This is a genomic window from Algoriella sp., from assembly GCF_036647415.1.
In the GTDB taxonomy this organism is placed as follows: Bacteria; Bacteroidota; Bacteroidia; order Flavobacteriales; family Weeksellaceae; genus Empedobacter.
Genome location: NZ_JAVXKG010000001.1, coordinates 71,572 through 84,842, shown reverse-complemented (window position 1 = coordinate 84,842; position 13,271 = coordinate 71,572). Strand labels below are relative to the sequence as shown.

Genomic DNA, 13,271 nt, shown 5'->3' with positions numbered 1-13,271 from the left:
TCACAATCATCTATGTATAGTGACATGGTCAATATCTTTCATGAAAATGGACATAAAGTATTTCCTATGGCTCCAACGAATAATAAAGAAACAAAATCTATTATTTTAAATGAACAAGGAATTGATGTACTTCGTGTAAAAACAAGAGATGTTTTCAGTAAAGATTTAATTCAAAAAGGAATTGCAAATGTGCTATTACCATATCAGTACAAAAAAGCCTTTTTGAAATTTTGGAAAAAACAATCTTTCGATCTTATTATTGTAGCTACACCATCTGTTATGTTTGCAGATTTTGTTTCTTATGCTAAGAAAAAAACAGATGCTAAAGTACTCTTATTACAAAAAGATATATTTCCACAAAACGCTGTTGATTTAGGCTTTATGAAAAAAGATAGCCTTATTTATAACTTTTTTAAAAAAAATGAAATAAAATTGTTGAAAACAGCTGACAAAATAGGTTGTACATCTGAAGGAAATAAAAATTATCTTCTTAAACATAATTTATTTTTAAAGAATGAAAACTTAGATATAGTTTACAACAGTACAAAGTTATTAAAAAAGAATTTGGAAGATAATTCACTTATAACTGAAAAATATAACACTGTAGGAAAATTTGTTGTCGTATTTGGAGGAAATATGGGAAAACCACAACAGTTAGAGAATGTTCTCCAATTGGCTAAAAATACGTCAATTTATAAAGATGTATTATTTTTAATTATCGGAAAAGGTACTGAGGTTGATGAGCTAAAAAAGGAGGTTCAAAATATGAATCTTTCCAATATTCTTTTTGTTGATAAAGTTCCTCGAGAAGAATATTTTAATTTATTGTCTAATTGTAATTTAGGATTGATAAGTCTTCATCAAGATTTTACAGTTCCTAATACTCCAATGAAATTAAACGATTACTTGAACGCAGGAATTCCTGTTTTAGCATCTATTGATCGAGGAAATGATTTAGGAAATATTTTGGTAAATAATAACATGGGACTATTTGCTTACGCAGATTCTCCAAATGAATTATTTTTGGCCTTCAAAGAATTGTATCTAAATAAGGAAGAATGTTTTGATATCGGGAAAAATGGAAATAAATTTTGCCATGAGAATTTATCAGCTGAAAAGTCTTATGAAAAAATCATTAATATTTTAAATTAATATAATGTACAAACACTTTTTCAAACGATTTTTCGATTTTTTTATCGCCTTAATTGGACTTATTGTTTTGTCTCCAATATTTATTTTTGTGACAATTGGCTTATATTTTGCTAATCAAGGAAAACCATTCTTTTTTCAATCACGTCCAGGTCTAAATGCGAAAATTTTTAAAATCATCAAGTTTAAAACCATGAACGATAAAAAAGATGCCAATGGAAATCTTTTATCAGACGCCGAACGATTAACATCTATTGGAGCTTTTGTTCGCAAAACAAGTTTAGACGAAATTCCACAATTAATCAATGTATTAAAAGGCGATATGGCGATTATTGGACCGCGTCCTTTGTTGCCACAATATTTACCTTTGTATAATGAAGTTCAAAAACATCGTCACGACGTTCGGCCAGGAATTACAGGTTGGGCACAAGTAAATGGTAGAAATGCCATTTCTTGGACAAAGAAGTTCGAACTGGATGTTTGGTATGTAGATAACCTTTCTTTTACAACGGATATAAACGTGTTTTTTACAACATTTAAGAAAGTCTTTAAAAGTGAAGGTATTTCGCAAGAAGGACAAGTTACAGCAGAAGCCTTTAATGGTAGAAATTAAATAATTAGTGATGAAAAATATAGCAATTTTTGGAGCAGGTGGTTTTGGGCGAGAAGTTAAAACCATAATTGATAAAATAAATAATGAAAATCCAAACACCTATAACTTTTTAGGGTTTTATGATGATGGATTTGAGAAAGGAACTATCATAAATGGATGCCCTATATTAGGAGGAATAGATGAACTAAATAATGAAAACAATCCATTGAGTTTGGTTATTTCTATTGGAGATCCAAAAATAAAATTGAAAATTATAAATTCAATTCAAAATCCAAATATTGATTTTCCAACAATAATTCATCCAAATGCTTCAATTTCTAATGATTTTGTAGAAATAGGAGAAGGTTCAATCATTTGTGAAGGAACTATAATAACTTGTAACATTAAGATAGGAAAATTCGTCATTCTTAATTTGATGTGTACAGTTGGTCATGATACTATTATTGATGATTATTGTGCTTTTATGCCATCTGTAAATATATCTGGTGAAGTTCATATTCACAATGCTGTTTATGTAGGTACTGGAGCAAAAATTATTAATTTACTAGAAATAGGAGAAAATACAATTATAGGTGCAGGTGCTGTGGTTTCCAAGTCTATACCAGCCAATTGTACTGCGGTTGGAATACCTGCAAAACCAATTAAATTTCACAATTAAAACTTAATTTTATGAACTCAAAAATATGGCTTTCTTCCCCACACATGGGTGGAAATGAACTAAAATACATTCACGAAGCATTTGATGCAAATTGGGTAGCACCTCTTGGACCAAATGTTGATGGTTTTGAAAAAGATATAGAAAAATTCTTAAATGAAGATGTTAAAGTTGCGGCTTTATCTGCTGGAACAGCGGCTATTCATTTAGCTTTGATAGAATGTGGAGTTGGTTACGGAGACGAAGTTTTGTGTCAAACAATGACATTTTCCGCAACTTCAAATCCTATTGCTTATCAAGGTGCAACGCCTGTTTTTGTAGATTCGGAAGCTGATACATGGAATCTTTGCCCGATTGCTTTAGAAGAAGCGATACAAGATAGAATTGCGAAAGGTAAAAAGCCAAAAGCAATTTTAGCGGTTCATTTGTACGGAATGCCATATAAAGTAGATGAAGTTTCTGCAATTGCGGAAAAATATGATATTCCAGTTATCGAAGATGCTGCGGAAGGACTAGGATCTAAATTTAAAGGTAAATCTGCTGGAACTTTTGGTCGTTTCGGAGTTTTATCGTTTAACGGGAATAAAATTATTACAACTTCTGGTGGTGGAGCGTTAGTTTCCCATACGAAAGAAGACAAGGATAAAGCCGTTTTCTTAGCGACTCAAGCTCGTGATAATGCACCACATTACCAACACTCACATATTGGGTACAATTACCGTATGAGTAATATTTCGGCTGGTATCGGTCGTGGACAGATGGAAGTTTTGCAAGATAGAGTAGATGCTCGTCGTGCGATGAATCAATTTTATCAAGAGTTATTTGCTGATATTGATGGCGTAACTGTTTTTGTTGAGCCAAATTCTGATTATTATTCGAATCATTGGTTGTCTGCAATCACAATTGATCCGAAAGTTGCAGGAAAAACACGCGAAGATTTACGTTTAGCATTATTAGAAGATGATATCGAATCTCGCCCATTATGGAAACCAATGCATTTACAACCTGTTTTTGCTGATGCACCTTATTACGGTGGAAAAGTTGCTGAAGAATTATTCGAGAATGGTTTATGTTTACCTTCTGGTTCTAATTTAACAGACGAAGAACGCACTCGTATTGCACAAAAAATAAAAGAAGTTTTCGGGAAATAATTTTTTCGAAATAAAATATATTCAAAATCCTCTTAAGAAAACTTGAGAGGATTTTTTTATAAATAGAATTCAGAATTATTAGATATTTTTTCTTTTGTAAATTTTCTGAATGATATTATATGTAAAATAATACTGATTGGAACAAAAGAAATTAATAATATCCAATCAATTTCATCATTTAGAATTGCTGCTAAAAATATTAAAATAATCAGAGAAGAACTCATTGTTAACGGAAGAGAATAATTGAGTAGGATATATTTTAATGGAAAAAGAGACGGAATAATAAGTAAACCTATCAGTCCAAAAAGGAAATAATCAATCTGAAAAAATAGTGATAAAACCAAACAAGGAGAAATTAGAAGTAGACAATTCATAAAAAAATCTAATTCATTACGAATAATATACTGCTTGTTTGTCAATTTAGAAAGTATAAAATAATCCAACTTTTCTGTTTTTTGTACATTGAAAAAAGAAATTATGATGACAGCTAATACGCATCCTAAAAATAAGTTTCGATTTGATTCTATTAATCCTTGATATGCGACGTAGTAAATGCCAATTAATACGAGATAATTTATTTTGAATCTTCTATAATTTACAATTGTTAGAACATCTAATATCTTGAATGGTAATTTTATTTTTGGTTGATTATCTTTCTGAAAATAAAAGGTAAAGAATAAAAAAATAATGAATGAATAACATAAAAATGTATAATTTTTTAAAACAATTAATGCAATAATGTTAAGCACATTTATAAGAATTATTTCAAGAAAAAATAGGAAATAAATGGTTTTTGTCGGAAATAAATTTTTTAAAAGAGCATGATCATTTCGATTATTTATAAATTGACTTGATGTAAAAACAAAAATTATGACAAAATAAGAGGTTAAATCTAAAGCTGGAAATGTTGGAAACGAACCGTTAATTATCTTGAAAATTAGAATAAAATAACCAATAAGAGGAATCCAAAAAGCAGATTGATCCTTGTAAGTTAATTGTCTATATCTATTGATGAAGATGATTTTTAGCGTGTAGATTAGTTTATCCATTATTTAGAAGAAATCATAAATAAATTCATAATATTCTCATTTTCTACTTCAACAATTTGCTGATTATTTACAAAAAAAGTTTTGGTCAAATAAGGCAACACAATTTCTACAATATGAGAAGAAACAAAGACAATATTCTTCTTTGCCAATTCTCTAATTTTAGTCAATAAAATATAATTACTTTCAATATCTAATCCATTGAAAGGTTCGTCAAAAATATAAATTTTATAATCATCAAATTGTAAAATTGTGTTTACATACGCTTTCTTCAAAGTCCCTGTAGACATTGTTTTCAGCATTATTTTTTCGTTAATATCAAACAAACGTTGCGATTGAGGATTTTGTCTACCAGAAACTTTTTGATAAAATTTATAAAATTCTTCAGCCGTCAAATATTCATAAATAGCAGGTTCTGTTGCTAAGAACGCCACGTCAGAAGAAGACAAATTTTTGTTATTAAATTCAACCTTTCCTTTGTACGATTTTAAACCACACAAAGCTTTCAAAAATGTACTTTTTCCTTGTCCATTTTTTCCGAAAATACCGTATAAACCGACTGTATCAATTGATAATTTAACATCTTTAAGTATTATTTTATCATTGTTATATTTTATCTCATCAATATGAATATCTAAAACAGATTGTTGCATCGTCCTATATTTTCTCAAAATATACATAAAAGTCCTCGAATAATTTGTTATAAGTCGATTATCCGTTAAATTTGTATTCAAATTGTTCAGAAATTATGATTGACCAAATCAAACAATATATTGAGGAAGTAAAAAACTTCCATTCAACAAATGCTACTGAAATCGAAGAATTCAGAATAAAATTTTTAGGTAAAAAAGGTATTTTAACAGATTTATTTACACAATTCAAATCTGTGCCAAATGAACTGAAAAAAGAATTTGGTCAAGTTGTGAATGAATTAAAAACGATTGCAACAGAAAAATCAACAGTTCTTAAAAATGAAATTTCTAACGATGGAAAAACGGATATTTCTTTGGATTTAACTCGTCCAGGAGAGCCATTTCCATTGGGTTCTCGTCATCCGATTAATATTACAAAGAATCGTATTATTGAGATTTTTAATCGCATTGGTTTCAGTGTTTCAGAAGGTCCAGAAATCGAAGATGATTGGCACAATTTTACAGCACTTAATTTGCCTGCGCATCACCCAGCACGCGACATGCAAGATACTTTTTTCATAGAAACTGATCCAGATATTGTTTTGCGCACGCATACATCGTCTACGCAGATTCGTCACATGGAAAAAAATCAGCCACCTATGCGTTTCTTAGCGCCAGGACGTGTTTATCGTAATGAGGCAATTTCATCGCGTTCGCACATGATGTTTCACCAAATAGAAGGTTTGTATATAGATAAAGGTGTTTCTTTTGCAGACTTGAAACAAACGTTAAGTTATTTCACAACAGAGTTATTTGGTAAGTCAGAAATTCGTTTGCGTCCTTCTTATTTTCCATTTACAGAGCCTTCTGCTGAGGTTGATGTGTATTGGGGATTAGAAACTGAAACTGATTATCGTATGACAAAAGGGACAGGTTGGTTAGAAATTATGGGTTGTGGAATGGTAGATCCTAATGTTTTGCGCAATGTGGATATTGATCCTGAAAAATATACTGGTTATGCGTTCGGTATGGGAATTGAGCGTATTGCGTTGTTATTGTATCAAATTGGTGATATCCGTTTGTACACAGAAAATGATAAACGTTTCTTAGAGCAATTCAAAGCTGAATTATTCTAAGAATGAAACTATAAACGAAAAATCCTGCTCAATTTTGAGCAGGAATTTTTTATTTGAATAATATTTTAAGTCGTGTTGAGTCAACTTGATTATTACGGATTTCTATAAAATAATTTTGTTGCCAATTCTGCGTTTTTTCCGCTTGTTTATTTTCTGGTTTCACCCAATCAGGGTAAACTCTAAAACCTCGTTTTCCTTCTTTATTTTGGGTTGACAAAATATTTTTTTCGATTAAGATTGACTTAGAAAAAATATAAAATCCTAATTTAGAATCATCTTCTGTTGCGATAATATAATAATCAACTAAATCATTTTCGTCAAAAGGTTCGGTTTGTTTGTCTGCATTTCGTTTCCATAATGTTACAAATTGACCAACTTTTTTGGGTGTAATTTTAGCGTTTCTAAATTTGAATAACACTTGATTTGATTCAAAATTATATCCAGAATATTCATCACATTCCAAGTCTTTTCCTAGATTAGAAATGGATAATTGCAATGGTTTTAGCACAATTTCTTCAAATTGTTGAATAATTTTAATCATTTATTTTAATTGTTGATAAAAGTATAAATCATAATTCGGGAACAAATTTGGATAGAAAATTTTTCCTAAATCATTCAGAACAATATCTGGTCGAAGAATTCCTTGCTCAAAATAATCATTCGATCCTTTTTCGTTCATACGTTTATTGTACGCATAGACATTTCCTTTTTTGAAGGCATCAAACCATGCATAATTTGGGTAAGAAGCTTTCATTTCTGCCAAAGAATTAGCGCCACTTACATTGATCCAATAATTTGCCGATTTTCCTTTTGTGTAAACTTCCTCAAAAGTTAAACTCAAACTCGACGCTCCTTTTTTATCCTTAAAAATATAATTTCCTTTTGCATCATCTATCAATTTTGCTTGCAACAAATCATTTGTCGGCACATACCAAACATCGCCAAACATATTATTTACAACGGTAGAAACTTGCCCTTTTCCTTGTGTTTGAATAATGTTTTTGATAGAATCATAGCTATTATTTACCATATTTACACGACTATTTGCTTCAATCTCTTTTCCGAATAATTTTCCGAAAATCTTTAGATATTCAACTTGTCCCAATGGATTTTGCTCTTTATATTCGTCCAAATACAAGATTTTTATACTATTTTGCTCTAATTGTTGATGAAATTTTGCCAAAACAGGATTAGAACTTGCGATAATAAGTTGCGGTTTATTTTTCAGAATAATTTCTGTGAATAATTCATTAGAAGAACCAATTTTTAGGATTGATTTATTCACAATTCCTTCGGCAATTTTAGGATTATAAACAAAATCTGCATCACTTACACCTTTCAACGTATTTAATGCGCCTAAATAGTCTAAATAAGCAATTGCGGAAGCCGTTTCTACCATTACAGTTTTTATTGGCAACTCTTTTTTATCGAAAGAAACTGTATTTCCTGAAGATTTTATTGTAATTGATGTTTCATTTTCATCAATAGAAATATTTTTTGCAAATAGAAATGTGTTGTTTTTTGATTCTATTTTTGACTCTTCTTTGGTTTGTTTGCAACTGCTAATGGCAATAATTATAACTGAACTGAAAAGGATTTTTTTTATCATTTTGGATTGAATTTATTCTTCGACAAGTTAAGAATTCTTAAAAAATGAGCGAAATTATTTTTGTAAGAGATTGAATGATTGTAGATTAAATTTTAGTTAAAAATTTTTTCTTGAAATCTTAGGAAATTACAGTAAAAGTGCCTTATATTTGCAGTCGAAATAAGGAAGTCATTTTTCTTTTTTTGAAATGGCCGAGTGGCGCAACTGAATAGCGCACCTGATTACGGCTCAGGAGGTTACAGGTTTGAATCCTGTCTCGGTCACAAAAATGCTCAGCGTCAATCGTTGAGCTTTTTTTATGAATATTAAATTCTATTGTTATTCAATAAAAAAGTCCATCTACATAACGTAAATGGACTTTTTGGATTTTTATTATTTCTTTCTGAAGTAAACTTCGATCGGAACTCCTTCAAAATCAAACTCTTTTCTTAATTGATTTTCGATAAATCGTTTGTAAGGATCTTTTACATATTGTGGTAAATTACAGAAAAACGCAAACTGTGGCGTTTTAGTAGGTAATTGTGTCACATATTTAATTTTGATGTATTTTCCTTTGATTGCTGGTGGAGGTGTGATCTCGATAATTGGTAATAAAACTTCGTTTAGTTTACTTGTTTTAATACGACGACTACGGTTCTCATATACATCTATAAATGTATCAACAGCTTTCAATACACGTTGTTTTGTCAATGCAGAGATAAACAAAACTGGTACATCTGTAAAAGGAGCAATACGTTTTAGGATTTGATCTTTGTATTCTTTCATGGTATTTGTTTCTTTTTCAAGTAAATCCCATTTGTTAACTAAGATAACAACTCCTTTACGGTTACGTTCTGCTAAATAAAGTATATTAAGATCTTGCGCTTCAATACCACGTTCGGCATCAATCATCAAAACACAAATATCACATTCTTCTATAGCGCGTACAGCACGCATTACAGAATAGAATTCTAAATCTTCGCTTACTTTACCTTTTTTACGCATTCCGGCAGTATCTACCAAAACAAACTCGTGTCCAAATTTGTTGTACAATGTTTCGATAGAATCACGCGTTGTACCAGCTATATCTGTTACAATGTTACGTTCTTCACCTAATAATGCGTTAATAAAAGTAGATTTCCCAGCATTTGGGCGACCTACGATTGTTATTTTTGGTAAACCTTCAAATGGATCTACGTGAACTTCTTCTGTAAAAGTATCCACAACAGCATCCAATAATTCACCTGTTCCACTACCGCTCATTGCAGCGATTGTAAACATATTCTCGAATCCTAAGTTATAAAACTCATACGAATCCTCTAAATTTTTGTTGGTATCGACCTTATTCACAACTAAGAATGTAGGCTTCTTAGTGCGTCTTAAAAGGTTGCCAACTTCCTTATCCATATCCGTTAATCCAACTTGATTGTCTACCATGAACAAAATTACATTTGCTTCATCAATAGCTAATTCAACTTGCTTACGGATCTCTTCTTCAAAGGTATCATCAGAACCAACGACATACCCTCCGGTATCGATCACAGTAAATTCTTTTCCATTCCAATCTGATTTTCCATAGTGACGATCGCGTGTAACACCAGAAGTGTCATCAACGATAGCTTGTCTTTTTTGGATTAATCGATTGAAGAAAGTAGATTTACCAACGTTTGGTCTTCCTACAATTGCAACTATATTTGACATTTTGCAAAGGTATAATTTTTAGCAGATATTTTTACATTAATTTTTTGATTGAGAAACTATTGAGCATAAAAAAAAGGTTAGATGAATCTCTAACCTTAACAAATTGTTATTTTACAATTTTCAATAATTCTTTTTCAGCGACTACTTTTCTTAGTCCAGAGCTTGAGAAACGGTGATCTCTTGAGTTATAATAAAACTCGATTCCTTTTTCTTCACAGTATTTTCGTCCTGTAAAATTTTTGTCTTGGTATTCGATACCTAGAATACGAACATTAATGTTGAATGATCGTAAAATATCTTCCAAATCTTGCTCAGTTGCATAAGGAATTATTTCGTCTACAAATTTACATCCTTTTAATTGGATGTAGCGTTCTACAACAGTTTGTGTAGGACGATTTTTTTCTGGACGATCTAGTGTAGGGTCGGTTTGTAAGCCTACAATCAAATAATCACATTGTTGTTTTGCATCTTCAAGCATTTTTATATGCCCTGCGTGCAAAAGGTCAAATGCACTAAATGTTATTCCGATTTTCATAGTTTGTTAGGTTATAATATTGTCTTAGTCTTCGCTCGATCGGTTGTAATCGTCTTCAATACGAACAATATCATCTTCTCCAAAATACGTACCATGTTGTACTTCGATAAAAATTAATTTCTCTTTACCTATATTTTTTATTCGATGCTTTGCTTGTAAAGGAATTATTACAACTTCTCCCGCATTGTATTCGTAATCTTTGTCATTAAGAGTTACCAAAGCTTTTCCTTGTACAATTGTCCAAACTTCAGCACGCTTATTGTGATATTGATAAGACAAACGTCCATCAACATTCACTTCTATTCTTTTTACCTTATATGTATTGGTGTCTTCTAAAACATAGTAAGAACCCCAAGGTCTTTTTCCAATTTCCATTATTATGCAATTTACGGAATATTTGTTCAGTTTCTGAATAAATATCCAATTAATAAATTGTTACTATTCTATTCAATAAAAAAAGCCTCAAACATTAAGTTCGAGGCTTTATAAATGTGGTGGTGCCTCCAGGAATCGAACCAGGGACACAAGGATTTTCAGTCCTTTGCTCTACCAACTGAGCTAAGGCACCGTCATTTTGGATTGCAAATATAAGGCAGTATTTTTATTATTTCCAAAATTATTTTTAATTATTTTCAATAAAATCATTAAATCATTCATTTTTAATTTGTTAAATTTAAGTATAGTTTTTGATGAACTTAAAAAAAGAGATGAATGGATTGGACTACTATTTTAGAGATTTGGACTTTTATAAAAGCCTGGTATTGGGTTCCTGTAACGTTATTATACATAATGGTGATTATAACTATTTTGATAGAAAATGGTAATCCAACAAAAACTATAGCTTGGATTTTGGTCATTATATTTTTACCTTTTATCGGAATTATTATATATTTTTTCTTTGGGCAGAAGTTTAATCGTGAACGATTTTTTCAACGAATTGATAAAAAACACAAAGAAATTATAAATGATAAATGGAATGAAATGGAAAGTCTTATTCAAGATGATTTATCGCAAATAGAGAATAAAATAAATTCTTTAACTCAAGTTTTTAGATACCTAAATAATAATAGAATAGCACCTCCATCTACAAAAAATAAAGTTAAACTCTTAATTAATGGAGAAGAAAAATTTCCTCTTTTTTTAGAAGCACTTCGTTCTGCAAAAGATCATATACATTTAGAATATTATATTTTTGAAGAAGATAATATAGGAAATGAAATAATTGATATTCTCAAAGAGAAAGCAAAAAAAAGCGTAGAAGTTCGTATTACTGTTGATGATTTTGGATCTCCAAAAATTAATAAACATTATAAACAATTTGAAGAATCAGGAATTGAATTTCAAACGTTTTTACCTGTACATTTTTCATCTTTGGCTAATTCTAACTATCGAAATCATCGTAAAATATTGATAGTTGATGCAAAAATTGCTTTTGTAGGAGGAATTAATATTAGTGATAAATATATTAATCAAAATGGAGAAAAAAGTTTGAATAACGGAGTTTATTGGCGAGATACGTCTGTTATGGTGGAAGGTGAAGCAATAAATAGTCTACAATTGCACTTTCATTTAAATTGGATGATGACAGAAGGAAAAGAGTTTAAAATTGCCAATAGAAAGTATTTTTTTAATTCAGAAAATATTCAGTTTGAAAATTCTGCAACAGTTAGTTTTGGACTTACTTCTCCTGGCGATAGTGTCCATTCTGCTATGGAAGCGATGATTTTGGCAATAACTCTTGCAAAGAAAAAAGTGCAACTGTGTACGCCTTATTTTATTCCGAGTGATGAATTTAAAACAGCTCTTATGATTGCTGTTTCTGCAGGAGTAGAAGTTGAGCTAATTATTCCCAAAAGAGGAGATTCAATAATTGTACAGCAGGCTTCATTGTCTTATTTAAAGCCTATTATGAGAAGAGGTGTTAAAGTTTATTTATACGAAAAAGGATTTATTCATGCCAAAACAATTACGATAGATGATGAACTTGCTTTTATAGGAACAGTTAATTTAGATTATAGAAGTTTCTTTATTAATTTTGAAATTACGTCTGTTATTCATGATGAAATACTATTAAAACAAATGGCTAATCAGTTTCATATAGATAAAGAAAACTCAGAGATTTTGACAATTAAAAAATGGGAAGAAAGACCTTGGTATAAAAGAGCTTTTGCATCGGTTTGTCGATTATTAGCACCAATTTTATAAAATATTTAGAAAAATAAAACCCACTTCGCTTGAAGTGGGTTTTGTTTTTATTGATTTCTAAAATCTTCAATTTCTTGTTTGATTTGAGCATATCGTCTTTTCAAATCATCAGATAAATTATTCGGTAAATCTTTTATCTTTTTTAATTGGAAGGATAAAAATATAGCAAATAAACCAGAAGTAATTACTGCCATTCCTAGCCATAGAACAGCTGTTAAACCAGCCAATTGTGGTGTCCAAAGTAATATTATGGCTAAAATTAAACTGATTATTGAAATACATAAAGAGAATCCCCAATCTTTTACACCATAGTTTTTTAAGTCTAAAGAGTGACTAATTCCAGAAATAGAACGGAATAAAATTAAGAATCCAACATAATATGCAAAAACTTCTAAAGAAAGTACAGGATTTACAACTAATAAAAAACCGACAATTGTTGTTACAATTCCGTAAGCTAATGTCCAGCCCCAACTATCAATTTCATCTTTATTCGCAATCGAAAAAATGATTTCAGAAATACCTGAGAACAAAAATGAAATACTAAAAACTAACGATAAAGCGGCGTATGAAGCCAGTGGGTTTATAAAACAATAAACTCCCAATCCGATAAATAGTAAACCAATTAATAATAAAATCCACCAATACTTAATGGATTCTTTAATGGATTTGTAAAATGTTCTTGCCATAGTGTAATCGTTTTTAAATAATTAAAATTAGTATTCTAAAATTAAGAATTTTATAAGAATATAGCCGCATTATTTGTTAATTTTTAATCAATTAAGATTTTTCTTAAATCAATGTTTATTCATTGTTTAGAAATAATCAAATACGTGTAACTTTGAATTTCGCTTAAAAAATAT

14 protein-coding genes and 2 tRNA genes are annotated in these 13,271 nt (G+C 30.2%); 7 read left to right on the top strand and 9 right to left on the bottom strand.

Going from position 1 to position 13,271, the window contains the following annotated elements:
- Positions 1-24: 24 nt before the first annotated feature.
- From RSC72_RS00400 to RSC72_RS00385, 4 genes are read left to right on the top strand one after another with little or no spacing between them, the layout of a single operon-like run.
- Positions 25-1,152, top strand: coding sequence for a glycosyltransferase family 4 protein (locus RSC72_RS00400; RefSeq protein ID WP_332543185.1), 1,128 nt, complete (start codon positions 25-27; stop codon positions 1,150-1,152).
- A gap of 4 nt (positions 1,153-1,156) precedes the next feature.
- Entirely contained in the window at positions 1,157-1,762 is a 606-nt protein-coding gene (locus RSC72_RS00395) for a sugar transferase (protein WP_332543184.1), read from the top strand.
- A gap of 10 nt (positions 1,763-1,772) precedes the next feature.
- Positions 1,773-2,420, top strand: coding sequence for an acetyltransferase (locus tag RSC72_RS00390; protein ID WP_332543183.1), 648 nt, complete (start codon positions 1,773-1,775; stop codon positions 2,418-2,420).
- Positions 2,421-2,431: 11 nt separating this feature from the next.
- Complete coding sequence (locus RSC72_RS00385) at positions 2,432-3,568, top strand: DegT/DnrJ/EryC1/StrS family aminotransferase (protein WP_332543182.1); 1,137 nt, start codon at positions 2,432-2,434, stop codon at positions 3,566-3,568.
- 56 nt (positions 3,569-3,624) lie between these two features.
- On the opposite strand, the gene RSC72_RS00380 is transcribed toward RSC72_RS00385, so the two are convergent.
- Together RSC72_RS00380 and RSC72_RS00375 are read right to left on the bottom strand one after the other, a co-directional pair.
- The gene (locus RSC72_RS00380; RefSeq protein ID WP_332543181.1) at positions 3,625-4,617 is read right to left on the bottom strand and encodes a hypothetical protein; all 993 of its coding nucleotides are present in this window, start codon (positions 4,615-4,617) and stop codon (positions 3,625-3,627) included.
- Entirely contained in the window at positions 4,617-5,267 is a 651-nt protein-coding gene (locus RSC72_RS00375; protein WP_332543179.1) for an ATP-binding cassette domain-containing protein, read from the bottom strand. Before RSC72_RS00375 ends, RSC72_RS00380 begins: the two co-directional genes overlap by 1 nt.
- A 95-nt stretch (positions 5,268-5,362) precedes the next feature.
- On the opposite strand from RSC72_RS00375, the gene pheS reads away from it, so the two are divergent.
- On the top strand, positions 5,363-6,382 hold the full coding sequence (gene pheS / locus RSC72_RS00370; RefSeq protein ID WP_332543178.1) for a phenylalanine--tRNA ligase subunit alpha: 1,020 nt from the start codon (positions 5,363-5,365) through the stop codon (positions 6,380-6,382).
- Positions 6,383-6,431: 49 nt separating this feature from the next.
- Here the strand turns inward: pheS and RSC72_RS00365 are convergent, their stop codons facing one another.
- Positions 6,432-6,923 carry a MepB family protein gene (locus RSC72_RS00365; protein ID WP_332543177.1) on the bottom strand — a complete coding sequence of 164 codons (492 nt, stop codon included), beginning with the start codon at positions 6,921-6,923 and terminating at the stop codon, positions 6,432-6,434.
- Entirely contained in the window at positions 6,924-7,991 is a 1,068-nt protein-coding gene (locus RSC72_RS00360; RefSeq protein WP_332543176.1) for an ABC transporter substrate-binding protein, read from the bottom strand.
- Between the two features lie 189 nt (positions 7,992-8,180).
- Here RSC72_RS00360 and RSC72_RS00355 point away from each other — a divergent pair.
- Positions 8,181-8,254, top strand: a tRNA-Arg gene (locus tag RSC72_RS00355).
- Positions 8,255-8,363: 109 nt separating this feature from the next.
- On the opposite strand, the gene der is transcribed toward RSC72_RS00355, so the two are convergent.
- The 4 genes from der to RSC72_RS00335 all read right to left on the bottom strand — a co-directional run bounded on the left by der (position 8,364) and on the right by RSC72_RS00335 (position 10,774).
- Entirely contained in the window at positions 8,364-9,671 is a 1,308-nt protein-coding gene (der, locus tag RSC72_RS00350) for a ribosome biogenesis GTPase Der (protein ID WP_332543174.1), read from the bottom strand.
- 106 nt (positions 9,672-9,777) lie between these two features.
- Positions 9,778-10,206 (bottom strand): adenylyltransferase/cytidyltransferase family protein, encoded by a 429-nt coding sequence (locus RSC72_RS00345; RefSeq protein WP_332543173.1) that lies wholly within the window; start codon positions 10,204-10,206, stop codon positions 9,778-9,780.
- A 24-nt stretch (positions 10,207-10,230) separates the two neighbouring features.
- Positions 10,231-10,581 (bottom strand): phosphomannose isomerase type II C-terminal cupin domain, encoded by a 351-nt coding sequence (locus tag RSC72_RS00340; RefSeq protein WP_332543171.1) that lies wholly within the window; start codon positions 10,579-10,581, stop codon positions 10,231-10,233.
- 117 nt (positions 10,582-10,698) lie between these two features.
- Positions 10,699-10,774, bottom strand: a tRNA-Phe gene (locus tag RSC72_RS00335).
- Positions 10,775-10,917: 143 nt separating this feature from the next.
- Here RSC72_RS00335 and cls point away from each other — a divergent pair.
- Positions 10,918-12,411, top strand: coding sequence for a cardiolipin synthase (gene cls, locus RSC72_RS00330; protein WP_332543609.1), 1,494 nt, complete (start codon positions 10,918-10,920; stop codon positions 12,409-12,411).
- Positions 12,412-12,458: 47 nt separating this feature from the next.
- On the opposite strand, the gene RSC72_RS00325 is transcribed toward cls, so the two are convergent.
- The gene (locus RSC72_RS00325; protein ID WP_332543608.1) at positions 12,459-13,097 is read right to left on the bottom strand and encodes an HdeD family acid-resistance protein; all 639 of its coding nucleotides are present in this window, start codon (positions 13,095-13,097) and stop codon (positions 12,459-12,461) included.
- Positions 13,098-13,271 lie beyond the last annotated feature (174 nt).

What these genes read in the sequence shown, in the direction of transcription:
- RSC72_RS00400 (WP_332543185.1), top strand. Translation starts at nt 25, where the DNA reads ATGGTCAATATCTTTCATGAAAATGGACATAAAGTATTTCCTATGGCT.
- RSC72_RS00395 (WP_332543184.1), top strand. Translation starts at nt 1,157, where the DNA reads ATGTACAAACACTTTTTCAAACGATTTTTCGATTTTTTTATCGCCTTA.
- RSC72_RS00390 (WP_332543183.1), top strand. Translation starts at nt 1,773, where the DNA reads ATGAAAAATATAGCAATTTTTGGAGCAGGTGGTTTTGGGCGAGAAGTT.
- RSC72_RS00385 (WP_332543182.1), top strand. Translation starts at nt 2,432, where the DNA reads ATGAACTCAAAAATATGGCTTTCTTCCCCACACATGGGTGGAAATGAA.
- RSC72_RS00380 (WP_332543181.1), bottom strand. Translation starts at nt 4,617, where the DNA reads ATGGATAAACTAATCTACACGCTAAAAATCATCTTCATCAATAGATAT.
- RSC72_RS00375 (WP_332543179.1), bottom strand. Translation starts at nt 5,267, where the DNA reads ATGCAACAATCTGTTTTAGATATTCATATTGATGAGATAAAATATAAC.
- pheS (WP_332543178.1), top strand. Translation starts at nt 5,363, where the DNA reads ATGATTGACCAAATCAAACAATATATTGAGGAAGTAAAAAACTTCCAT.
- RSC72_RS00365 (WP_332543177.1), bottom strand. Translation starts at nt 6,923, where the DNA reads ATGATTAAAATTATTCAACAATTTGAAGAAATTGTGCTAAAACCATTG.
- RSC72_RS00360 (WP_332543176.1), bottom strand. Translation starts at nt 7,991, where the DNA reads ATGATAAAAAAAATCCTTTTCAGTTCAGTTATAATTATTGCCATTAGC.
- der (WP_332543174.1), bottom strand. Translation starts at nt 9,671, where the DNA reads ATGTCAAATATAGTTGCAATTGTAGGAAGACCAAACGTTGGTAAATCT.
- RSC72_RS00345 (WP_332543173.1), bottom strand. Translation starts at nt 10,206, where the DNA reads ATGAAAATCGGAATAACATTTAGTGCATTTGACCTTTTGCACGCAGGG.
- RSC72_RS00340 (WP_332543171.1), bottom strand. Translation starts at nt 10,581, where the DNA reads ATGGAAATTGGAAAAAGACCTTGGGGTTCTTACTATGTTTTAGAAGAC.
- cls (WP_332543609.1), top strand. Translation starts at nt 10,918, where the DNA reads ATGGATTGGACTACTATTTTAGAGATTTGGACTTTTATAAAAGCCTGG.
- RSC72_RS00325 (WP_332543608.1), bottom strand. Translation starts at nt 13,097, where the DNA reads ATGGCAAGAACATTTTACAAATCCATTAAAGAATCCATTAAGTATTGG.